20 protein-coding genes are annotated in these 23704 nt (G+C 59.6%); 18 read left to right on the forward strand and 2 right to left on the reverse strand.

The features are described from left to right. Positions 1-4 precede the first annotated feature (4 nt). From NCHU2750_RS01370 to rem, 9 genes are all read left to right on the forward strand, one after another. The gene (locus tag NCHU2750_RS01370) at positions 5-886 is read left to right on the forward strand and encodes a flagellin N-terminal helical domain-containing protein (RefSeq protein WP_119938816.1); all 882 of its coding nucleotides are present in this window, start codon (positions 5-7) and stop codon (positions 884-886) included. Between the two features lie 293 nt (positions 887-1179). Continuing rightward, complete coding sequence (locus NCHU2750_RS01375; RefSeq protein WP_119938817.1) at positions 1180-2064, forward strand: flagellin N-terminal helical domain-containing protein; 885 nt, start codon at positions 1180-1182, stop codon at positions 2062-2064. A 312-nt stretch (positions 2065-2376) separates the two neighbouring features. Continuing rightward, a complete protein-coding gene (locus NCHU2750_RS01380; protein ID WP_119938818.1) occupies positions 2377-3345 on the forward strand; it encodes a flagellin N-terminal helical domain-containing protein in 969 nt (322 codons plus the stop codon). 184 nt (positions 3346-3529) lie between these two features. Continuing rightward, positions 3530-4177, forward strand: coding sequence for a hypothetical protein (locus tag NCHU2750_RS01385; RefSeq protein WP_119938819.1), 648 nt, complete (start codon positions 3530-3532; stop codon positions 4175-4177). Beyond that, positions 4170-5519, forward strand: coding sequence for a MotB family protein (locus NCHU2750_RS01390; protein WP_119938820.1), 1350 nt, complete (start codon positions 4170-4172; stop codon positions 5517-5519). Before NCHU2750_RS01385 ends, NCHU2750_RS01390 begins: the two co-directional genes overlap by 8 nt. A 6-nt stretch (positions 5520-5525) precedes the next feature. Beyond that, the gene (locus tag NCHU2750_RS01395; protein WP_119938821.1) at positions 5526-6854 is read left to right on the forward strand and encodes a MotC family chemotaxis protein; all 1329 of its coding nucleotides are present in this window, start codon (positions 5526-5528) and stop codon (positions 6852-6854) included. Then, the gene (gene fliK, locus NCHU2750_RS01400; RefSeq protein ID WP_119938822.1) at positions 6851-8473 is read left to right on the forward strand and encodes a flagellar hook-length control protein FliK; all 1623 of its coding nucleotides are present in this window, start codon (positions 6851-6853) and stop codon (positions 8471-8473) included. The genes NCHU2750_RS01395 and fliK overlap by 4 nt, the downstream gene beginning before the upstream one ends. Then, entirely contained in the window at positions 8406-9002 is a 597-nt protein-coding gene (locus NCHU2750_RS01405) for a lytic transglycosylase domain-containing protein (protein WP_119938823.1), read from the forward strand. Before fliK ends, NCHU2750_RS01405 begins: the two co-directional genes overlap by 68 nt. A gap of 271 nt (positions 9003-9273) precedes the next feature. Next, complete coding sequence (gene rem, locus NCHU2750_RS01410) at positions 9274-9945, forward strand: transcriptional activator Rem (RefSeq protein WP_119938824.1); 672 nt, start codon at positions 9274-9276, stop codon at positions 9943-9945. Between the two features lie 152 nt (positions 9946-10097). Here the strand turns inward: rem and NCHU2750_RS01415 are convergent, their stop codons facing one another. Further along, on the reverse strand, positions 10098-12302 hold the full coding sequence (locus NCHU2750_RS01415; protein WP_119938825.1) for a DUF1217 domain-containing protein: 2205 nt from the start codon (positions 12300-12302) through the stop codon (positions 10098-10100). 355 nt (positions 12303-12657) lie between these two features. Here NCHU2750_RS01415 and flhA point away from each other — a divergent pair, with 355 nt between their 5' ends. From flhA to NCHU2750_RS01460, 9 genes are all read left to right on the forward strand, one after another. Then, positions 12658-14748: a flagellar biosynthesis protein FlhA gene (gene flhA / locus NCHU2750_RS01420; protein ID WP_119938826.1), complete on the forward strand. Its 2091-nt coding sequence runs from the start codon at positions 12658-12660 to the stop codon at positions 14746-14748. Continuing rightward, complete coding sequence (gene fliR / locus NCHU2750_RS01425) at positions 14745-15497, forward strand: flagellar biosynthetic protein FliR (RefSeq protein ID WP_119938827.1); 753 nt, start codon at positions 14745-14747, stop codon at positions 15495-15497. The genes flhA and fliR overlap by 4 nt, the downstream gene beginning before the upstream one ends. A gap of 10 nt (positions 15498-15507) precedes the next feature. Then, complete coding sequence (locus tag NCHU2750_RS01430; RefSeq protein ID WP_119938828.1) at positions 15508-15918, forward strand: hypothetical protein; 411 nt, start codon at positions 15508-15510, stop codon at positions 15916-15918. 43 nt (positions 15919-15961) lie between these two features. Then, the gene (locus tag NCHU2750_RS01435; RefSeq protein ID WP_119938829.1) at positions 15962-16528 is read left to right on the forward strand and encodes a rod-binding protein; all 567 of its coding nucleotides are present in this window, start codon (positions 15962-15964) and stop codon (positions 16526-16528) included. Between the two features lie 29 nt (positions 16529-16557). Continuing rightward, positions 16558-16926: a hypothetical protein gene (locus tag NCHU2750_RS01440; RefSeq protein ID WP_119938830.1), complete on the forward strand. Its 369-nt coding sequence runs from the start codon at positions 16558-16560 to the stop codon at positions 16924-16926. Then, entirely contained in the window at positions 16923-17468 is a 546-nt protein-coding gene (locus NCHU2750_RS01445) for a flagellar basal body-associated FliL family protein (RefSeq protein WP_119938831.1), read from the forward strand. The genes NCHU2750_RS01440 and NCHU2750_RS01445 overlap by 4 nt, the downstream gene beginning before the upstream one ends. Before the next feature lie 113 nt (positions 17469-17581). After that, a complete protein-coding gene (locus tag NCHU2750_RS01450; RefSeq protein WP_162939443.1) occupies positions 17582-18787 on the forward strand; it encodes a glycosyltransferase family 2 protein in 1206 nt (401 codons plus the stop codon). Between the two features lie 49 nt (positions 18788-18836). Next, positions 18837-19985, forward strand: coding sequence for a UDP-galactopyranose mutase (gene glf / locus NCHU2750_RS01455; protein WP_119938833.1), 1149 nt, complete (start codon positions 18837-18839; stop codon positions 19983-19985). 140 nt (positions 19986-20125) lie between these two features. Then, entirely contained in the window at positions 20126-21916 is a 1791-nt protein-coding gene (locus NCHU2750_RS01460) for a polysialyltransferase family glycosyltransferase (protein ID WP_119938834.1), read from the forward strand. A gap of 202 nt (positions 21917-22118) precedes the next feature. Here the strand turns inward: NCHU2750_RS01460 and NCHU2750_RS01465 are convergent, their stop codons facing one another. Further along, entirely contained in the window at positions 22119-23246 is a 1128-nt protein-coding gene (locus tag NCHU2750_RS01465) for a DUF707 domain-containing protein (protein WP_119938835.1), read from the reverse strand. Positions 23247-23704 lie beyond the last annotated feature (458 nt).

Consider the following 23704-nt stretch of genomic DNA (forward strand, 5'->3'; position numbering starts at 1 on the left):
TTTTATGACGAGCATTCTGACCAACACTTCCGCGATGGCCGCACTCTCGACGCTGCGCGACATCAACACCAACCTTGCTGATACCCAGGAACGCGTTTCGTCCGGTTACAAGGTTGCCAAGGCTTCCGACAACGTTGCCTACTGGTCGATCTCGACCACCATGAATTCCGACAACAAGGCCCTCGGCGCTGCTTCTGACGCTCTGAACGTCGGCGCTGCCAAGGTCGACACCGCGTACTCCGCAGTCGACAGCGCCATCGACGTCGTCAACGAAATCAAGGCCAAGCTGGTTACCGCTTCGGAAAGCTCGACCGACAAGGATCAGATCCAGCTCGAAATCGACAAGCTTCAGGAACAGCTCTCGGCTGTTGGCCAGGCTGCTTCCTTCTCTGGCGAAAACTGGGTTGTTGCCGGCAGCCAGACGCAGGGTACCGTCGTTGACGGCTTCATCCGTAACGGTTCTGGCGGCGTCAACATCACCACCGCAACCTACGACATCTCCTCCTACGCCATGTTCGGCTCGATGTCGGCCGATGGTGTCGGTACCGGTGGTATTCTCGGTGCCGTCATGACGATCGCCCTGACCTCGACCATGACCCAGGGCCAGATCGATGCCTACATGGATACGGTTGAAACGGCTCTGTCGAACCTGACCGACTCTGGCGCTGCCCTCGGCGCACTGACGACCCGCATCGACATGCAGAGCGACTACGCTTCCACCCTGTCCGACGCCATCGAAACCGGCGTCAGCGGCCTGGTCGATGCGGACATGGAAGAAGAATCAGCCAAGCTCTCTGCGCTCCAGACGCAGCAGTCTCTGGCGGTTCAGTCTCTGTCGATCGCCAACTCCTCCTCGCAGAACATCCTGCGTCTCTTCCAGAGCTAAAAAAATCCCCTTTGGGAAAATCAGGCCGCGCGCAAGCGCGGCCTTTTTTAATGCGTTGTTTTTATTTGTTAATTTTATATTCCTTCGAGATCTTTTCTTAAGGTCTCGTTTAGTTTCATTAACGTCATCACGGTCCCGTTAACGCGTTGTTAACCATGATGAGGTTTTCTCCTCGTCATTGGAACAGCGGACCGGTGCGCAGAAAGAAGACGCCCGGCAGGCATGAAGCTGATCGCGGTTACCGGTCCACACCGGAATGTCCCTTCAATCTTTCAGCCATAGGGGCAATTCAGATGACGAGCATTTTGACCAACACTTCCGCAATGGCCGCCCTCTCGACCTTGCGGGGTATCAACAGCGATCTGGCCGACACTCAGGACCGCGTGTCGTCCGGCTACAAAGTTGCCAAGGCCTCCGACAACGTGGCCTACTGGTCGATTTCGACCACCATGAATTCCGATAACAAGGCGATCAATGCGGCACAGGACGCGCTCGGCGTCGGTGCTGCCAAGGTGGATACCGCCTATTCGGCTATCGACAGCGCTATCGACGTGGTCGACGAAATCAAGGCCAAGCTGGTTACCGCCTCGGAAAGCTCGACCGACAAGGAGCAGATTCAGCTTGAAATCACCAAGCTCCAGGAACAGCTCTCGGCCGTGTCCCAGGCAGCCTCCTTCTCCGGTGAAAATTGGACTGTAGCCGGCGCGGACGCCTCCAACGCGGTCGTCGTTGACGGCTTCATCCGCAACTCGGACGGCACGGTCAAGGTGACGACGGCCGAATTCGCAATTGCATCCTACGCAATGTTCGGCTCCATTTCTGCCACTGGCGTCGGTACGGGCGGTATCCTCGGCGACGTGATGACGATCGCTCTGACCTCCACTATGACGCAGGGCCAGATCGACTCCTACCTCGCGACGGTTGAAAGCGCGCTGTCTAGCCTGACGGATGCCGGCGCGGCGCTGGGTGCGCTGACGACCCGCATCGACATGCAGGACGACTACGCCTCCACCCTGTCTGATGCCATCGAAACCGGTGTCAGCCGCCTGGTCGACGCAGACATGGAAGAGGAATCGGCGAAGCTCTCGGCGCTCCAGACGCAACAGCAACTTGCGGTACAGTCGCTCTCGATCGCCAACTCCTCCTCGCAGAACATCCTCCAGCTCTTCCAGAACTAATGGATTGATTTATCTGCTCTTTAAGATCGTCATCCGGGCCGCGCTGATCCAGCGCGGCCCGGATTGGTTTCCCCGCCTCCTGTCCCGAAAGTTGCATTCCGGTTTCGGTGGATCGGCGGCCGCAGCAGTCCGGATTCAAGTTGTAAAAGATTGCTGCTTGTCCGAATCGTAGGTTTTCATTAACCTTTAACCAAACGGCCAAGAGCCATTAGGTGACGCGCCTGCGCCAGAAGCGGGCCCGAATGAAGTCGAAGCGTCACAGCCGGAGCACTGCCGGCATGCCCTGATATCCAATATATAGATGGTGAGAACATGCCCAATATAATGACCGTTGGTTATTTGCAGAGTGCGCTGCAGACGCTTGTTCTGTCCACCAACAACCTCAATGACACCCAGAAGGTGGTATCGTCCGGCCTGAAGGTGGCAAGTGCCGCCGATAACGCCGGCTACTGGTCTGCGTCGACCAACATGACGTCCGACCAGAGCGTTCTCAGCAGCATCGGTGATGCATTGAATCTCGGCTCGTCCAAGGTCGACACGACCTATACCGCGGTCGATTCTGCCATCGATATCCTCGATCAGATCAACAGCCAGTTGGTGACCGCCAATGAACCGGGCACGGATCGGGAGGCGCTCAACGACAGCATCAGTTCGCTGAAGGAAAACCTCAAATCGGTGCTGCAGGCCGCGACATTCTCCGGCGACAACTGGCTCTATAATACCGCCGACAATCTCTCAGGCACGAAGTCTATTCCGACGTCGTTCCAGCGCAGCGTATCCGGTGCGGTCTCGCTCAGCTATGTCACGGTCGACACCGCCGATACGACGCTTATCGATACGGCCGATGCAAGCCGGGGCATGCTGACCCAGTCGGTCGATGCCAACACGCTCAATCCGGACGGCACCAGCACGGCGCGAAACTACTATCTGCTCGACGCAGGATCCACCATACCCGCCGATGGCCAGGAGATATCGATCTCCGATGACACGACGAGCGATCAGCTTGCCGACATGATCTCTGTCGTCGGCAACATTACCGACAGCCTCAACCAGCTGGCGAGCTCTCTTGGCACGGTATCAAGCCGCATCGATCAGCAAACGAGCTTCGTGTCGTCGCTGGAGGATGTTCTCGATACCGGTGTCGGCCGTCTCGTCGATGCCGATATGGAAGAGGAATCCACGAAATTGACCGCTTATCAGACCTCGCAGTCGGTGGCGAGCTCGACCCTTTCGCTGCTGAACAGCCATCAGCAGAGCGCCCGGGTCCTCTTCGAGAACTAATATCTGCCCCTCTTCATCTTCGCACAAGTTTGGCATCGTAGCTGATCTTTGGCGGTGATGCGTCCGTCCCCGGACGGATTCGCCGCCATGTTCGAAGGCCAGGGTGCGAAGAAGAGGTTCTCTTGATAATCTATACGGTAAGCCCTTTCGCTATCCGCATGTCGGCCAGGTCAAGGAAACTCTCATGAGTGTGCCGCTTGCCCGTTACTTGAAGGATTTTGGTGCGCCGCAGCCTCAGCCGCAGGCGCAGGAATTTGTCTCGGACTTCGATTTCGCCGACAGCCCGTTCGATATGCCCGAAATATCCTCCGAGCCGGAGATCGATATCGAGGCGGAGAAGAGCAAGGCCTATGCCGAGGGCCATGAGGCTGCGACGCGGGAAATAGCTGCCCGACACGAGGAGCAACTGGCGGAACTTGCCACCCTGCATCGCCAGGAGATGGATGCGCAGGCGGCGAAGTATGAAGAGGCCGTCGCCCAGCGCGTCGAGGAATTTCTCAAGCAGATGCATGTTTCCCTGGCCGGCTGCGTCGAGACCGCCGTTGCCAATGTGCTCACCCCCTTTGTCCAGGATCAGGTCGCGCGCGTTGCCGCTGCGAAATTCGCCGAGGATGTGGCGGAAGAGGTAGGGCAGGGCCGCACAGTCAAACTGGCCATAACCGGCCCCGAGACCTTCATCGACACGATGCGCAAGCGGCTCGATCCGCTCGTCAGCGAGGTCGACTATACGGATGCGCCGGAAATCGACATGAAACTGGAAGTCGGCGACACGGTTCTGGTGACACGCCTGAAGGCTTGCGTCGAAGCGATGGAAGAGCAGATCGATGAGTGAAAGTCATCATCACGGCAAGAACGAGATCATCGTCGTCAAGCGCCACAAGGGCGATCACGACGGCGCCCATGGCGGCGCCTGGAAGATTGCCTATGCCGACTTCATGACGGCAATGATGGCCTTCTTCCTGGTCATGTGGCTCGTCAATGCCTCCAATGAGGAGACCAAGGCTTCGATCGCCAGCTACTTCAACCCGATCAAGCTGACGGACGAGACGCCGGCATCGGAAGGGGTCAAGAACCCGGCAAATGAAGCCCAGGGCGAACAGGACGGCCAGAAGTCGGACGTCAAGGCAGACAAGTCGACGAACGGCGCAGCCGCCGCGTCCGGCGAGGATCTCGCCGCCTCTTCCGGCGACAATACCAGTTTCTCCGAGAATGCCTTCTTCCAGAACCCCTATGCCGTCCTGGCGGAAATTGCACAGGAAGTCGGCCAGCAGGCGAATGTCAGCGTCAAGGGTGAAGGCGGTGCCTCCAATTCCGGCCCGTCGACCGGTGCCTCCGGTGGTCAGGCCTATCGCGATCCCTTCGATCCGGATTTCTGGAGCAAGCAGGTTGCCGGAGCGCAGGCCAACCAGAGCAATGGCGAGACCGGTGCCGTAGCGGTCTCGCAGGACAGCAAGTTGCCCGACGCACCACAGGTCAAGGAAGCCAAGGCTGAGGCGCAGTCGCAAAACCAGCCTGACGCCAAGACCCAGCCGCCCGCCGATGCCAAGCCGCAGGATGCTCAGCAGATGGCTGCACTCCAGCCGGCTGCCGCTGGCAATCCGACAGACGCAGCCAAGGGCCAGGACACCAAGACCGGCGGCAAGCCGGATGTCGGCAAGGCGGACAAGACTGCCGACAAGCAGGAAACCCATCAGGCTTCTGCGGAAGAAACCAAGAAGGCCGAGGAACTGAAGACCGAGATCGTCAAGGCGATGACCGGTGTCCCCGGCAAACTGGCCGAAGGCATCGTGGTGACTCCGTCCGAAGGTGGTCTGCTGCTCAGCATTTCCGATCAGGTCGCCACACCGATGTTCGACCTCGGTTCGGCCGTGCCGCGCCGCGAGACGGTGCTTGCCATGGAGAAGGTCGCCGAGGTGCTGAAGAACAAGCCGGGCTCGATCGTGATCCGCGGCCATACCGACAGCAAGCCCTATCATGGTGGCAAGGACGACAACTGGACACTGTCGATGGACCGCGCCCATGCTGCCTATTTCATGCTGATGCGCGGCGGACTGGACGAAAGCAGGGTCAAGCAGCTTTCGGGTTTTGCCGATCGCCGGCCGCAGACAACCGACAATCCCGACGACGGGGCAAACCGCCGCATCGAGATCCTGATCGCCGATGGTTCAAGGTAAGCGCTGATGTTCGTTCGTAGCCCCTGGTTTGCCCGTCTGACGTTCCTTGCCGCCGCCATGGCCGCATGGGCCGGCGACGTGCGCGCCCAGGACCAGTCGCTCGATGCCTACAAGATTCTCCGCTCTCTGCAATTCGTGCAGGATTCGCTCGTTCGCGGCGATCATTCCGCCGCGGACCTGCAGCGCTATCTTCTCGATTCGCTGGACAGCCGGTTGCGCACGGCCGAAAATTCATCGCTGGCCGACACGCGCAATGCCGATGCCGTCTTCATCTATGTCATGAGCGGCGGCAATCCGGCGACGCTCAACTTTCTGGCCGCGCGCGATACCCAGGGCTATCTCGACGCCCGGGTCGTCAACGTCCTGCAGAAATATCTCGACGGCAGGGGCGCCCAGGTCTCGAATTCCCTGGCAGGTCTCGCCGACGAATATGAGGGCTCGGCGATCGGCCCCTATCTCAATCTCGTCGCCGGAAATGTGGTCTATGCGGCCAATCCGGGGCAGGCGCTGACATTCTACGACCGAACCAGATTGGATGCGCCGGGCACCATTCTCGAAGAGGCGGCGCTGCGTCGATCGATCGTGGCGGCCGTAGCCCTCAAGGATAGCGAACGGGCCTTCGGCTATTCGGTGCGCTATGCGCGCCGCTTCCTCCATTCTCCCTATGCCGGCCAGTTTGCCGATCTGTTCGTCGATCTCGCCGTAACCGGTCAGCCGGCCATCGGAACCGATCGGGTGGCTGAAGTGGCCGAGTTGATGGATGCGGACCGCGCCCAGGAATTATATTTGCGCATATCGAGGCTGGCGACGCTTAAGGGCAAATACGATCTCGCGAGTTTCGCTGCCGAACGGGCGAACAAGTTGAATGCCGTGCTGGATGGCAAGGGCATGGCCGTGCTGCCGGGGCTTTACGAGCAGATCTCCAAGGTATCGTCATCCAACGTTTCTGAGGTGATCGGCGATCTTGCGGCCATTCCGCGGGATGGCCTGTCCGACCGCGACAAGGCCCTGCTCGATGCGGCGCAGCGAATTGGCGAGGAGATCGTCAAGCCCGTGGCCATGCCGCCAAGCAGCGGTGATGATATCAACGCCCAGGCATCCGGCGCCCACGATGCTCCCGCAGCCGGGACCGTGGCCAAGGCTGCGGGTCCTGTGCCGTCGGGCGTGCCACCCGCGCCGGCGTCGGCCGCCGGTCCAGCCGCGATAGCGGCCAAGGGCGCGGCCCCTGTTGCTGCGAAAGGGCCGGACGCGGCGGTCGACGATTTCGTTGCGCAAGGCAAGAACAAGCTGGGTGAGATAGATTCGCTCCTCGCGAAGGAGGATGGTGACAAATGATGAATGTAGTGAATGCGATTGTCGCGCCGAAAGCCGACACGAGCTCGTCCTCTTCGACCAAGGCAACGCGGTCGAACGGTGATGACGGTTTTGCCAAGACGCTCAATTCCTACGGGAACGACCAGGACAAAGGCGCCAAGGCCGACGATGCCGACAGCGACAGCGGTTCGGCAGCAACGGCGAAGTCCGGCCAGGACAAATCCGCCGACACCGCCGCCGGCACGAAATCGACCGACAGCAGCACCGCAAAGAACTCAACCAAGTCCGGTGCCGCCGGCGCCAATGGGACCGCCGGCAATGCGCAGGCCGCAGGTCAGGCTGGCCAGGTGGCCGATCCCGCGACGGCCGATGCATCGACGGATCTGCCTGTGAGCACTGACCAGCAGGCCACGGCGACCGATACGACGGATACCGCAACCGATACAGGCCTTGCTGCTGCGACCGATCTCCTCGCTGACCTGCAGGCAGCCGTCCCGACGACGAAGGGCCAGTCGACGCAGGTCAACACCGCCGGCGACAAGGACAAGACGGGCGAGACGGATCAGGACGGGGCTGACGCCACGGACGGCGGCAAGACCGGCGATGGCGGCGCTGCGGAGGATGTCCTGGCGATCCTACAGGCTGTTCCTGACGCATCGACCTTGGCCGCAGCGCAGGCCGGTGCCGCCGCTGCCCAGACCGCACAGGCCGGCGTAGCGGCCGTCAAGGGCGGACAGTCCGGTGCCGCAACGGCCCAGGTGGGCACCGTCCAGCCTCAGGCTGATGACATGGCCGCCATGACCGACACCGATACTCTCGCCACGCGTGCGAGCGCGATGGGCCTGTCGATGCCGGCAGACAGTACCGACACCACGCTTGCGACCGGCTCCACCGTCTCGGCGACCGCGGTGGCCACCGCCGCCACCGATACTGCCCATGCAGCAAAGAATGCTCTCGCCGAGGCCATCGCTCAGGATACGTCGCAATCGACCACCGACGACAGCTCGACCAATATCGATCTGTCGATGGTGACCGTGACAGATAGCCGCCGCTATATCGGTCTTGCTCCGAGTTCCAACGCGCTGTCGCTTGCTACGGCCTTCGGACAGGATCCCGACTGGTCGGCAGCCATGGACCCTAGCGCCAAGCTTTCCAACGAGGCCCTCTATGCCAGCACGGGCAAGGTGGTGAACACGTTGACGATCGCACTCAATCCGGGCGATCTCGGGCAGGTCACGGCGACCATGCGCATGGTAGGCGAGCAGTTGAACATCCACCTGACGGTGGAAAACAGCAAGGCCTACAAGCAGATCACCAGCGATAGCTCCTCGATGCTGGATAACCTGAAGGCGCATGGCTACAGCGTCGACCAGATCACGGTGAGCATTTCGAGCGCGTCCTCTTCCGACAAGGGGGCCGACACGTCTGCGGGTGGGCGACAGTCCTCCGACATGAGCCAGGCACAGCAGCAACAGCAACAACAGCAGAGCGGCCGCCAGGGAGGCAGCTTCAGCCGTAGCGCGGGTGACACAACCGACGTCATCGCGCGTGGCAGTTCTTCCGGAGGTCGTGATGAAGGTTTGGCTCAGGGTAACGCTGTCGGCAGCACTGATAGTCGCCCCGACCACGTTTATCTCTGAACCGGGCAGGGCGGCCGTCGGGCAGGGCGTTGCCTGCGAAAGGCAGATCCAGCATGCGGCGGCCCAATACGGCATACCCGAAGGGATACTCTATTCCGTCGGGTTGACCGAGACCGGCCGCAAGGGCTCGCTCAGCCCTTACGCGCTGAATGTCGAAGGCAAGGCCTATTTCCCGGGTTCGCTGCAGGAGGCTTTTGCCCAGGTGGCAGCAGCCAGAGGGCAGGGTGCCAAGCTGATCGATATCGGCTGCATGCAAATCAATCTCATGTATCACGGCGAGAATTTTGCCTCGTTGCAGGATATGTTCGATCCGGCGCAAAACGTCGCCTATGCGGCGCGTTTTTTACGTGAGCTCTATGATCGGCACGAGACCTGGACGATGGCCGTTGCCCGCTATCATGCGGGTCCCAACAACAACCCTGCACAGCAGCAATATGTCTGCCGGGTGATCGCCAATCTCGTGGCGTCCGGCTATGGTCAATGGACCTCGGGTGCATCCGGATTTTGCGCCGGTGGAAACTGGCGATAACAGTGTTTTTCGGCTTGACTCTGCTCCCGCCGCTGATTTGGCAACAATGAGGCGTGTCAATTCGAACCTTCGTGTTTCGTCCGTGCAACACCCGATTCCAACAGGAAAGTTGTGGTGATTGGCCGATTGACCCACTAGATGTGGTGCAAATCGGACCGGCATGGTTAATCAATTATTAATTAGTCCCTGCAATTTCCCATAATTGTGGCCGAGTCCCGCGATTCGTACTCATCGCATCAGCAAATGAACTGGCTGATTCGGAGATGGGTGAATGATCGTCGTGGTTGATGAGCGAGAGCTCGTGACGGAAGGCTATACATCCCTGTTCGGGCGCGAAGGCATTCCTTCCGCGGGCTTCGATCCGGTCGAATTCGGTGAATGGGTCAACTCGGCAGCCGATGCCGATATCCGCGCCATCGAGGCCTTCCTCATCGGCCAGACCAAGAGCGCCTGCGATCTGCCCCGCGCGATCCGCGACCGCTCCACCGCCCCCGTCATCGCCGTCTCCGATCAGCCGTCGCTCGATGCGACGCTCGCCCTCTTCGATGCCGGCGTCGACGATGTCGTCAGGAAGCCGGTTCATCCGCGCGAGATCCTTGCTCGCGCCGCTGCCATCCGCCGCCGGCTGCAGGCGATCTCCAACTACACCGATATCGGTTCGATCCGGGTCTTCTCCGACGGTCGCGATCCCGAGATTGCCGGTGAAGTCTTCCCGCTGCCGCGCCGCGAGCGCCGCATTCTCGAATATCTGGTCGCCAACCGCGGCCGCCGCGTCTCCAAGGCACAGATCTTCTCGGCCATCTACGGCATCTTCGACGAGGACGTCGAGGAGAACGTCGTCGAAAGCCATATCAGCAAGCTGCGCAAGAAGCTCAGGAAGAAGCTCGGTGACGATCCGATCGATTCAAAGCGCTTCCTCGGTTACTGCATCGACTGGAATTGAGATCAACGGGGGCCGACCCCGCGCCGAGCAAACGAAAACACCGCCCGATTTGATCGGGCGGTGTTTTCGTTTGAATATGAGGGCACGGGCAGGGGAGGGCGCGATCACAACACCAGCGGGCTTACCCGATCGTCTGTCCCTGTACTTCGCGATCAGCCGGAATTGAGCTGCGCGACAGCAAGCAGCGTGTCGGCGCTGATCGATGACGACGTCGTTCCCTGAAGGATATCGAGTGCGGGAGAGTCCGTTGTGCTGTTCTGGGTATCGTAGAGTGCGGTGAAGCGCTGGACGAGCGTTTCCACGTAGTCCGGGTCGCCAAGCTTGTCGAGGTCGATGAACTTCTCGACGGATGCCGCCTGCTTGTCCAGATCCTGGCTGGAGAAGTAGCTCGACAGGCTGAACGATGTCGTGAAGAATTGCAGAAGGGCCGTATCGCCGAGAATGTCGTAGGCGTTGGTGATGTCGGGTGCCTTGCGCTGGAAATACAGTGCAAGCCGGACGCCTTCGTTGGAATCGCCCTGTTCCTCTTCCATCGTCTGTTCGTAGTAATTGTTGACCGTCTTCAGCACGTCGCCACGCTGCTGAACGGTACCGAGCGTATCGGGAGTGAGATTGCCGTCGGAATCGAAGTTGAAGGACGCGACGATTTCCGCAAACTTGCTGTTGGACTGCTGGTTGACATAGCTGTCGGGGTCGTCGAGGTCGGAATCAAACATCTGCTTCCATTGATCCTCGGTGACGCTGTCGGGGTCAATGCCCTGGCTCTCAGCCAGAAAGTCGGTCAGGCGGGAATTGGAAACCAGCTGGTCGACATTGGTGATCGATTCCATCTGGGTCTTGTAATACTCGATCTCGTCATTGGCCGCATCCTTGGCATCGGTCTCTTCAGTGCCGTCGAGGAAGCGGGTCTTCTGGCTCAGATATTCGTTGGCATAGTCGGCTGTAACATGCTCCGACTGTGCCAGAAGGGGCGTGGTCGCATTGCCGTCGCTGTCAAAATTGAAAGCCTTGGCGAGCTCGACATAGCGGTCATCGCCCAACTGGTTGACGTAGCTCTTCTTGTCATCGACGTCGCTCTCGAGCACCTTGCGCAGCTTGGCGGTGGATACGTCGTCAGGATCTATGCCATATGCGCGCAGCGCCACGTCCCATATTTCCGTGGTGCCGTTATTGTTTTCGTCGTCGTCATCGGCGTTGGAGGTCAGGAAGTCGTCGACGCTGGTTACGTTGGCGATCCGCGTCGTGTAGTTGGACACGGCGTCGCTGACCGCATCGGCCTGGTCGCCCTGAAAGTTGGTCTTGTACATGGATGCCAGACTGCTGATCTGATCGGCATTCTGCGCCGTGTCGCCATCGGCAAGCGTGTCGTCCGACTGGAAATTGAAATAGTCCAGCAGTTTCGTGTTGCCGATCGTTTCGGCGAAGGTCTGGCTGTACATCATGCTCGCCACGCTCGATGCCAACATGGTATCGCGCAGGCCGAATGCGGTCTGTACGTAGTCGAGCATGCGCGGGTCGTTGGTGATGTCGGTAGCGCTGGTCGCCTCGGCGACGTGCTTTTCCCAGTATTCCTGATTTGCCTGGGTGAGCAGGTTCGAAGGGTAGGTGGACTGGGTGTAGATGTAGTCCAGCCGCAGATCGTCCGTCTGGTCGGAGGTCTGTGCGGTTTCGCCGTCCGCCACGGTGCCGTCGCTCTGGAAGTTGAAGGCTTCCGCCAGCTGCTTCCAGGAATCGCTGCTGGCCTTGTTGGCCACGCTGTCCGGGTCGTCGAGATCGCTGGTCAGGACCTGTTTCAGATAGCTCTTGGACGTATAGGTGGCATCAAGGCCAAAGGCATTGAGAACATAGGTTCTCATCTCGTCATTGTTGACGAGGTCGTCGACATTGTCGACCTTGCCGATATTGGCGTTGAAGTACGAAACCTCGGACTGGATGTTGGTCACTTCGCTATCGAACGAGTCCTGATAGGCGGTCGTCACCGTGTCGGCCTGCGCGGTCGTCTGGGCGACCTTGGTATCGCCGGAGAAGTTGTAGGCCTTCGCGAAATCGGCGTACCGGCTGTCGGTCAGCGAGTTGGCAAAGCTCGAAGAATCGTTGGGATCGCTCTCCAGGACCTTCTTCATGAAGGCCTTGGCATAGGTCATGTCCTCGAGGCCGTAGGCCTTCATCGCATAGGAGAACAGCCGGTAGTCGTCGACGAAATCGTCGGCATTGGTGATCTTGCCGATATTGGCTTCGTAATAGGCGGTATCGCTCGATACGGTGCTTTCGCTTGCCACACGCGACAGGGACGTCTTCATGTCCCGGTTGACGATGAGATAGCTCGTATATGTGGAAAGGGTCGACGTCGTCGTCATTGCGATGGAGGCCTCTTGCTTGCTACAGCGGCCTTCATCATGGCCTAGCCTTGCGCAACCATCGCGCACAATTTCACACAGCCGGTCAGCTGCACATTGTGATAATTCGTCGATTCTATATCAAAATCGTCGATTTGTCACCCCTGCAGCTGATGCATGGTGTCTGAGGTCTTGCTCGGCAACAGGATCGGGGCGGTGCGGCCTTTGCCGCGGTCACTCTCACGCAAGCTTCGTTTCCTAGATTTTCGCCAAATCGGTCTGTCGTCGGATGTTGCGATGGCCGCCGGTGTCGAAGGAAGTTGCAAGCGAAAGCGCCTCTGGCGGTTTCCGAATCTCATGACGAGACGGAGCAGAAATGGCCACCCCTCCTAGCATTTTGCCGCTGCCGAAAGTGTCCGCGCGTGGACGCGATGTCGGGTTCGCCATCGGCATTGTCGCCATCCTGTGCATTCTGTTCCTGCCCATTCCGGTCATTTTCATCGATATCGGCCTGGCCTTCTCGATCGCGCTGTCGGTGCTGATCCTCATGGTCGCGCTGTGGATCCAGCGCCCTCTCGATTTCTCGTCATTCCCGACCATCCTGCTGATCGCGACAATGATCCGCCTGTCGCTCAACATCGCCACCACGCGTGCCATCCTCTCGCATGGCCATGAGGGTCATAACGCTGCCGGCGGCGTCATTTCCGGCTTCTCCAGCCTCATCATGTCTGGTGACTTCGTCATCGGTCTGATCGTCTTCCTGATCCTCATCGTCGTCAACTTCATCGTCATCACCAAGGGTGCGACCCGTATCGCGGAAGTCGGCGCCCGCTTCACCCTCGACGCCATTCCCGGCAAGCAGATGTCGATCGACGCCGACCTGTCGGCCGGCACGATCGACGAGAAGGAAGCGCAGCGCCGCCGCAAGGAGCTGGAAGAGGAAAGTTCCTTTTACGGCGCGATGGACGGTGCTTCGAAATTCGTCCGCGGCGATGCGGTCGCCGGCCTGCTGATCACCGCCATCAACGTCTTCGGCGGCATCATCATCGGTTACTTCCGTCATGGCATGGAAATCGGTCAGGCTGCCGACGTCTTCGTCAAGCTGTCCGTCGGTGACGGTATCGTCTCGCAGATCCCGGCGCTGATCGTTTCGCTCGCGGCCGGCCTGATCGTCACGCGCGGCGGCAACCAGGGTTCCACGGACGCGGCCGTCATCGGCCAGCTCAGCGGCTACCCGAAGGCCATGTCGGTCGCTGCCGGCCTGATGTTCATCCTCGGCCTTGTTCCGGGCCTGCCTTTCCTGCCCTTCACGGGCCTTGCTCTTCTGCTGGCAGCCGGCGGCTGGTTCATTCCCCGCCAGATCGAAGCCCAGAACAAGGTTCTGCGCGAGGAAGAGGAAAAGAAGGCTGTCCGCACCCAGGAGGTCGAGCGCGACACCGTCAAGAACGCCCTGCGCACCACGGAAATCGAACTGGCACTTGGCAAGCTCGTCTCGCCGCGCCTTCTCGGCGCGCATCAGGAACTGGCTTTCCGCGTCAGCAAGATGCGCAAGAAGTTTGCCGTCCAGTATGGCTTCGTCGTGCCCGAGATCAAGGTGACCGACGATATCGCCATTCCCGACAAGTCCTACCAGATCCGTATCCATGGCACGACTGTTGCCGCAAGCACGCTTCGCGTCGGCGAAGTGCTGGTCATCACCGGCAAGCGCCACAAGCCGTCGGTACCCGGTGACGAGGTTCGCGAACCCGCTTTCGGCATGCCGGCGGTTTCAGTCCTCGAACATTTCGTCGACGACCTGAAGCGCGAGGGCTTCCACCCGATCGACAATATTTCTGCGCTTTTGACCCATGTCAGCGAGGTCATCCGCAACAACCTGCCTTCGCTTCTGTCGTTCAAGGACGTCAAGATCCTGATCGACCGGCTGGATCCGGAATACAAGAAGCTCGCCGACGAGATCTGCTCGTCGCACATGTCCTATTCCGGCCTGCAGGCCATCCTGAAATTGCTGCTGGCCGAGCGCGTCTCCATCCGCAACCTGCACCTCATCCTCGAAGCAGTGGCCGAACTCGCGCCACATCTGAAGAAGGCCGAGCAGATCGTCGAGCATGTCCGTGTCCGCATGGCGCAGCAGATCTGCGGCGACCTTTCCGACAATGGCGTGCTGCGCGTCGTGCGAATCGGTACCAAGTGGGATCTCATCTTCCAGCAGGCGCTCAAGCGCGATGCCAAGGGTGATGTGATTGAATTCGACATCGATCCACGCAATCTTGAAGAGTTCAGCAACGAGGCAAGCAAGGTTATCCGTGAATTCATGGACGAGGGCCTGCCTTTTGTACTTGTGACCCTGCCCGAAACGCGCTCCTATGTCCGCATGATCACCGAGCGGCTGTTTGCGACGCTGCCGGTTCTGTCTCACGTCGAATTGGCGAAAGGCACGGAAATCAAGATACTCGGTTCGATTTCATGATCCCCGATCCACAGGGCGCCGTCATGGCGCTTTTCCTGGCATTCTGCCGTATTGGCGGTTGCCTGATGGTCATGCCGGGGTTTTCCTCTGCAAGACTGCCGATGCAGATAAGGCTTTTCATAGCGCTGGCGTTATCGCTGGCGCTTTTGCCCATGTTCTGGGACACGCTCTATCCGCCCGCAACGGCCGCGCCCGAAGTCTACCTGGTGACGATTTTTTCCGAAACGATAACCGGTGTGGTTTTCGGCATGGTGGCGCGCATCTATTCGCTCGGCATTCAGTTTGCCGGCTCCATCATGAGCATGGCGATCGCTTTCAACTCGAGCCCGACCGGCGACATATTCGAAGACAGTTCGGATAACAACCTGACCAGCCTTCTGCAGACCGGGGCACTGTTCGTGCTCTTCATCCTCGATTTCCATCATTACATGATCAAGGCGGTGGCGGAATCCTACACGACAATACCGGTCGGGACGCTGGTTGGTGCGCAGAAATCCCTTATCAGTGTGACCGATGCCCTTGCGGCGACCTTCAAGATCATGTTGCGGCTGGCGAGCCCTTTCATCCTCTATGGCATGCTGTTCAACGTCGTCGTCGGCATGATCAACAAGCTCGCGCCGCAGATCCCTCTCTACTTCATTTCCACGCCCTATGCGCTCGCCGGCGGCATATTGCTCGTCTACTTCACGATCGCTGCGCTGCTCGACCAGTTCGCCGACGGCTTCTTCGTCATCTTCAACGCCCTATAGAGGATCGACAATGGCGGACATGGACCGATCGAAAAAACTCAAGCGGCTGGTTTCGGTCCAGCGGCACATGGAAAAGATCATCGAGAACGATCTGGCGATCATCGTTCGCCAGCGCGATGAAGTCGCCGCTGCCATGGATCTCACGGCCAGCGTGATGACGTCGCTCGATCCCATTCATCGGGGGCTGTCGCGACACTATCTCGGCCGGTTCTCGCGTCTATCGGCCGAGGAACGCCAGCTGGCGGCGTCGCGCAAGGCGCAGGAAACGCGTCTGGCGAGGGAACGCAGCAAGGGCGACCGGCTGGAGGAGCGCCGCAAGGAGGCGGCCGAGCAGGAGCAGCGTGCTCGTGAGGATGAGGCGGTCTATAATCTGCTGGAGATGACGATCACCTTGAAGGACGCCAGCTTCCAGCAAGGTTAGCCTGCGAGAATCGGCTTCGTTTTTTAGCAAAGAGGAAAACGAAGTGGCTATATCTCCTCCCAGCGATCTTGTGCTCGACGTCGTCAAGGCGGCCGATCCGGACAGCATGATGGCAGCCCGTGACAAGTTGCGCACTGCCAGCGCCAGTAACCAGGCTGCCGTCCTGACTGCCAGCAATGATGGTTTTGCATCGATGCTGGGCTCCACCGGAAGCGATACGATGAAGGCCGGTCTCGGCAATGCCCATCACGGCTCGACCGAGAAGATCCCGGAAACCTACCGTAAGTTCGAAGCCAGCATCCTGTCGACCTTCTTCAAGGAGATGATGCCGAAGGATAGCGAGGCGGTCTACGGCAAGGGTACGGCGGGTGACTTCTGGAAGGGCATGATGGCCGAGCAGATGGCCGATTCCGTTTCGAAGCAGGGCGGCCTGGGCATTGCCCAGCAGGTTTTCCAGCAGGCCCTGAACAAGCAGAAGCTCGAGGCGCCGACTGCAACGCCGGATCAGAAGAACCACGATATGGCCCTTAACATGATCACCGACATCGAGCGTCGTGCGCTGATCTCGCCGCAGACGGGCACCGACAAGACAGATAACGACGCGGCCTGATCAGGGCGGGGGCGAGGGAGAATAGTCCTATGGAAGTCATCAATAGCGAATACCGTATCAGGGCGGTTCTCGGTCGTCTCGATGTGATCATCGAAAACGAGAACCAGCGGATCGGCACGGATCCGGATTTCGACTTCAAACTGTCGAATGCACACAAGAGCCGTTGCCTTTACGAGTTGACGATGTTGTTCCGCAACAGCGACCGCAACGAGATTACGTCTGCCCATGTTGAACAGCTGCACGCGCTGAAGGCCAAGCTCAAGCTGAACGAGCGTCGCGTCGAAGCCCATATGCGCGCCGTGCGCGCAGTAACCGAGCTTCTGAAGAATGCGGTGCGCAGTGCCGACGATGACGGCACCTACTCGCAGCAGCAGTTCATGGTCCGGGCCGGTAAATGATCAAGCTCGTCCTGATCGGCATCTGGGTCTGCATCATCTCGCTCGGCGGGGTCTATGCAGCGGTTACCCTGGCAGGCGGCGGTGCAGAAGTCGCCTCTGCCAAGCAGGAGGTGCCGCCGACTTATGTCCCCGGCGAAGTTCTCAGCATTCCGGTCATTTCCGGCGGTGATGTGAGCGGCTATTTCCTCGCCAAGGTCTCGGTGATGGTCGATCAGGAAAAGGCGGCAAAGACGCATATTCCGATGGCGCCCTACATCACCGACGAGCTTTATACGGTGCTGGTCGGCGACAAGCTGATCGACCTGCCGAAGGCGGGGCAGATCGATGTCGAAGGGCTGCGCACTAGGATCAAGACCGATCTCAACGCCAAGGCCAAGGAAGAGCTGGTAACCTCCGTCATCTTCGAACAGCTGGATTACATCTCCAAGGCGGATGCGGCCGGCAAGTCGAGCCAGCGGCCGCCGATGAAGAAGATCATTGCGCCGGAGCCGGCTCCGGCCGGTGCGGCTGACGGCAAGGGCGGTTCGGCCCCGTCGCACTGATGCGACAGCTGTTCTGGCTGCGCCGGCGGCCAGGACCTCGGAAAAAGCCCGGCATCGTAGCAACAGCAGACTGCCTTGCGGTGTGCGCCAACAACTCTCAAGCGGTTCCAGCCATGTCCGAATCCGAAATCCTGCTGTCCATCTGCGTTCCCACCTACAATCGCCAGTTCCTGCTGGAACGGAATATCTCGTTCCATCTCAAGTCCTTCCGTGAACTCGGCATCTCCTTCGAAATCGTCGTCGTCGATGATTGCTCGACGGACAACACCGCCGAATACATGAAGTCGCTGGCGCATGTGCCGGAAATTTCCGCCTTCCGCCGCGCCAGCAATTCCGGTTTCGTCAGCAATTACGCCTTCGCCATGCGCCGCGCCAAGGGCCGCTACGCGGTGTTTCTTGGCGATGACGACCTGCTGATCCCGGAGAAGGTCGTCGAATATCTGCGCCTCATGGAGGCCGATCCGGATCTCGGCATGATCCAGGCACCATGGCTTCTGGTCGATGCCCGTCCCGGCCGCGGAGACATGGGTCCCTTCTATCGCATTCCCGGGCCGACCCGCTTCGCCCGGGGAGATTTCCGCGGTCTTCTCGATTTCATCCTCGCCTGGCATGTCTTCCCCGAATTCCTCATCGTCCGGCGCGATGTGCTCGACAAGACCATCTCGGGCGGCACGCCCTTCATCTTCTGGGCCTACCTCTATACGACCCGTGCACTCGACAAGGCCGGCGTGATGTTCGTGCCCGAGCCCTTCGCCCGCGTCACGGCAGTCTCCGACGATCCGCGCATGCAACAGGGCAATAACGAATGCATGTTCCAGTGGGACACCTATCGCGGCGGCCTGGAATATCTGGCGTCCCAGAGCTGGAAAGGCCAGCAGCCGACCCCGCTCGACTATCAGAATACGACCGAGAAAATCATGGACTTCATGTACAAGCGCCAGTCCGTGGCCCTGCGCTTGCATATCCAGACGAAGAACTGGGTGGAGGCCTATATCCTCTATCACCGGATGGCGGCCTACAAGGAAATCACCCTGCCGGGCACCTCCGTCGACATGCTGCGCAAGCTTGCCGGCGTCGCCATGGCGGCGTCCGAAGCGACGAGCTTCAACGCCCTGCCGGCGATCGTCGATCCGGCCCTGACGGCCGACCTCATCAACCTTCTGCCGGCAAAGGTGCAGGAGCGCCTGACCCGAAACGTGCCGATGGGGGCCGAGGACGGCGGCCGTGCCTGGCTGAAGCTCGATCCCCGCTTCGGTGAGCCGATGCGGCCGCAGGATGCCGCATTCAATGTCAGCAGCTATGTCGACCAGTTCATCTGACAGGCGTTTGGCAGCGGCGGTCTAAGCCGGGTGAGTGGGGCAAAGCGAAATGACGAAACCAATCTTGATTGTCGGTGCCGGCCTGTCCGGCGCCGTCATCGGCCGGGAACTGGCCGAAGCCGGCCATGCGGTGAAGATCATCGATCGCCGCCCGCACATCGCCGGTAACTGCCACACCGAGCGCGACGAAGCGACCGGTGTCATGGTGCATGTCTATGGCCCCCATATCTTCCATACCAATGACGAGGAAGTCTGGGCTTACGTCAACGCCCATATGCGCTTCATGCCCTATGTGAACCGGGTGAAGACGACGAGCGGCGACAAGGTCTATTCGCTGCCGGTCAACCTCCACACGATCAACCAGTTCTTCGGCAAGACGCTGCGGCCCGACGAGGCGAAGGCGTTCATCGCCTCTCTTTCCGATCCCGCCATCGGCGAGCCCGTCACCTTCGAGGACCAGGCGCTGAAATTCGTCGGTCGCGATCTCTATGGGGCTTTCTTCGAAGGCTATACGCGCAAGCAGTGGGGTTGCTCCCCGGCCGACCTGCCGGCCAGCATTCTCAAGCGCCTGCCGGTCCGCTTCAATTACGACGACAACTATTTCGCCCATCGTTTCCAGGGCATGCCCGAACATGGCTATACTGAAATGGTGGCAGGCATTCTGGACCACGGCAATATCGAGGTTGAACTCAAGCAGGAATTCTCCCGCACAGAGGCCGCCAACTTCGCACATGTCTTCTATTCCGGCCCGCTTGACGGCTATTTCGGCTACGAACTCGGCCGGCTCGGCTACCGTACGCTGGATTTCGAGCCCTTCCGCTACGAGGGCGACTATCAGGGCTGCGCCGTGATGAATTACGGGGATGTGGAGATACCCTATACCCGCATCACCGAGCACAAGCATTTCTCGCCCTGGGAAGACCACGAGAAGAGCATCTGCTATCGCGAATTCTCCCGCGAATGCGGACCGAGCGATACGCCCTATTATCCGATCAGGCTGAGCGGCGAGCAGGCCCTCCTGTCGCAATATGTGGAGCGCGCCCGGCAGGAAAAGGACGTCACCTTCGTCGGCCGCCTCGGCACTTACCGTTATCTGGACATGGACGTCACGATCCGCGAGGCGCTCGATACGGCCAAGGCCTGCCTTGCCGCCATCGCGGCCGGCGAGGCCATGCCGGTCTTCAGCGTGGAGCCGTGAGGTTTTCTCGACCTTCCGCTTCGGGCTGCCTCAGTTTCGGCCGCGGCTGACAGCCAGAGATTATCGACCGCAAGGCAATACGTCTCACGGTTTCGGCTGCCTGCACCAGTATGGCGCCATACTAAAGTGAAGGGACACTGATGGAAATCGAAGCGAAGAACTCAATCGTCATCGCGCGCACTGAGCAGAATTTGCGATGGGTTGCCTCAATCGACGATTCATACGCGGTCTATGTCTATAATCTCGGCAGCGCCATCAGTGACGACGTGGCTCTCGACCGGATTGACCATATTATCGAGGTGTCCGAACCGCTGGGGCCCTCTGCGGTTTTTCTCAGGCATATTCTGACCCAGGTGGCCGATGACGGCATGATAAGCGTGTTCGTTGACGCGAATGCCCAGGCAAATATGGCGCCACTCGCCGACTGGCTTGCCCATTGCACGGCCTGGAGCGACCCCGACGCAGAGCCGACGGAAGATCGGGATATGGCGGCGATCGTACCCGAATTGGCAGTCTCGGCGGGAAAGAAGCTTCTTCGGCCTGACCTTCTCGCCTCGGGCATACCGGCGCTTTTTCGTTCGGTCGGGCTCGATCAGCTCGCTGCATCGGCTTCGGGCGGCGGGGTTGGTTCCTATCGACAATACCCCGTCGTTGCTCTCAGGAATTCTGCCATCAAGGCCATGGGCGGCGACATCTGGAACCAGCTCTATCGTATCGTCTCGGGCGATGACGCGCAGGATATGCTGCTCTCGCACGTCTGGCCGCATCTCTTCGGCGCACCCTTCGAGAAAGCAAGCCGCGAAATCCAACAAGGTTCGCCTGTTTACGCCATGCGCGAAACGAAGCCAGCGCCGCTTGCCGATGTCTCGAATAACCAGGCGTTGCAGCAGGACATGATGTCTGAGCTCACCGCCGAAGTGTCCAGGCTGAGCGCGACTATCGATACCCAGCGCCAGGCCATGTCTCAACTCGTTGAGATCGTCAGCACCGTTGTCGCTGCCGCTGTTGCGCCCCGCCGCCGGCAACGCCTCTTCATCTCGACCGGCTATTTCGCCACCGCGGTGGCTGCGACTGTCCTGCAGCAGCTGGACGACGACTACGACAACCATTTGCTGATCGTCCTCGATCGCCAGGACCCGCTGATCAACAGGCGGTGGGCGTATCAGATGTTCTCCAATTGGGCCTCCGTAAGGACTGCGACGCACGTCGAATACTACGTCAACAAGGCAGAGTTCCAGAACCCTTTCGGCATAGACTTCAACGAGGTCTATTCGCCCGACATCACCGTGATCAACTTCGTCCGTGCCAAGTTCAAGGCGGAACGCTACCACTTCTTCGAGGAAGGCCTGTCGACCTACGACCACATCAAGCGTCTTACGGTCGATTGGCCGGATGTGCTGACATACCTCCTCTTGCCGGAAGTGGTCAGGGGACATCGCGCCACACCCATCGCGATCGACCCGGTAAGGTTTCGCGAAACAATCGGCAAGGCAGGCCGCTATTATCGCATGCCGACGTTCGAGAAGCCCAGGAACGTCATACTCCTGGCCACCGGAGTACCGGTCTACGCCGCCGACAAACGGCACCAGTCCTTCGCGTTTTTTGACGAGGCGGTCGCCCAGCTAAAGGCTGAGGGCTATCAGGATATCTGGCTGAAGCCGCATCCGAGAGTCGAGATAAGAGACATATATCCGTCCTCAAATCTCGCGGCTCAAGGTGTGCGTTTGCTCGAGAGTGATGTGCCATTGGTCGAGGCAATCGTGGAGCAGAACAGGGACAGGATCGATTTGATCATATCCCTCTATTCAAGCTTCTCCGTTTATTCAGAACCGTTGTTCGGCATCAGGTCACGGAGAGTGGAGGGAGCGATGATCGACGCTTATCAGCGTGATCTCAAGTCCATCCAGGATGGCCATGTCCAGCCCGTTTAGGGCCAAGACCAAGAAGCGGACAAAGCCTGCCCTGCCTTAAGGATTGGCGTTGATCGACCGCCCGATGGCAAACAATGCTCGACAAGAGCCCAAAGCAATGCCGGCGTAATTGCTCACGCCGGCGCTTATGCCACAAGACTGTACCCTTTCGGCCCCCGTTTCCAGCGAGGATGGCCGGGGCCCAGGCGTCTTTATCCCGGTATCATCTCACCCCGGCTATCGAGCGCATCTTGTGCTGGTAGGCGCGATGGACGACGGCTTGTTCATTGATTGCGGCCCGCAAATCATAGGTCGCGCCGATCGGCCGGGTGTGCTTCACGGCGACCGCGTCGATGACGCCGATCTTGTTCTGGGGATATCCGAGCAGGGACGGCCAAAGGTGATCGAGGCCGTAGCCAGATTCCACATCTCGTATGGACCCCATGCAGATCTTGAGGGCGGCCTTGCTGAATATGGGGCACATGATCTCGACAAATGTCCCGTACCGCACGGTGCTGTCGGGGCGTTGGACAGTCAGGGGGTGGTTTGGAAAGGAACCTGGCCCTTCCGTCAGCGATGGCTGAGCGAGATCCATCCCAAGCTTTCTGAAGAGATGGAACATCCGGTTGATGCTCGCACCATCGCACAGCAGATCGTCATCCGGCAACCAGATCGCGTCATAGTCCCAGAGTGGGCTGCCCTGATAGAAAAGATCGTAGAGCAGGCGGAATTTCTTCGTTTTGGGAATATGGGCAAGATACTCGTAGGGAGGCGCCACCTGCGGTGTTTCCGCGCCGTAATATCCCACGCAGATGTCCCAGTTCCGGGTCATGGCTGTCAGCCCGTCGAGCCAGCGTGGGTGAAGCGACTGCGCACCCGCGGGAACGACGACGAGATAAGGCCTCCTCATTCCATCTTCCCGCTGGGTGATGAACGTGGCGCGGCGGGGCGTGGCAGCTGGTGTCGCATATGTCGGATGCGCCGGATGGTCGACCTTCTCCAGCAGGAAGACGGCCTGCGTGCCATCGATCCTCCCGCGACCGGCGAGAAGGCCGATCTCACCGCCCTCAACCGTCGCGACGTTGAATGCGATCGAGGGAAGCCCGTTCTGGTCGACGAAGCAAAGGCGACCGTTGACGATCTGCCAGGTGTCCACCGATGCGGATGCGAAATTGCCGATCAGCCCGTTCGGGGCCAGCACCACGAAAGGGCAAAGCAGGCGCCCATCGATGTCGGTCAGGCGCCAGAATGTGCCCTCCAGGACTCCCGCGGCCACAGGCGGCGCTTCCGTAAGGCGATCAAGAACGGCTTGCGGGCTCATCTGCGTTTGCTGCGAGGTCAGGTTCAGCATCGGTGCTCTCAGCTTCTCGACGGAAGGCAGTGAGATGCCTTGACCGCATGGATGGATAATATCGGGCAAGGCGTGCGTGCCTTTGGAAACGGAATGCCCCGAATGTCCTTACCGTCTTCCGGCTTGTGCCAAACTTGAGGAGTGTCGACGGTGGCGGAAAATCTCCCGCAAGGATGTTTTTGGCAATTTCCGTGTTGACAGGAAGTGCAATCATAGGAAGAAGTCGCGGCGAATATCGCTCCTGCCGCTGATTTGGCAACAATGAGGCGTGTCAATTCGAACCTTCGTGTTTCGTCCGTGCAACACCCGATTCCAACAGGAAAGTTGTGCCGATTGGTCGATTGACCCACTAGATGTGGTGCAAATCGGACCGGCATGGTTAATCAATTATTAATTAGTCCCTGCAATTTCCCATAATTGTGGCCGAGTCCCGCGATTCGTACTCATCGCATCAGCAA

The organism is Neorhizobium sp. NCHU2750 (genome assembly GCF_003597675.1).
GTDB lineage: Bacteria > Pseudomonadota > Alphaproteobacteria > Rhizobiales > Rhizobiaceae > Neorhizobium.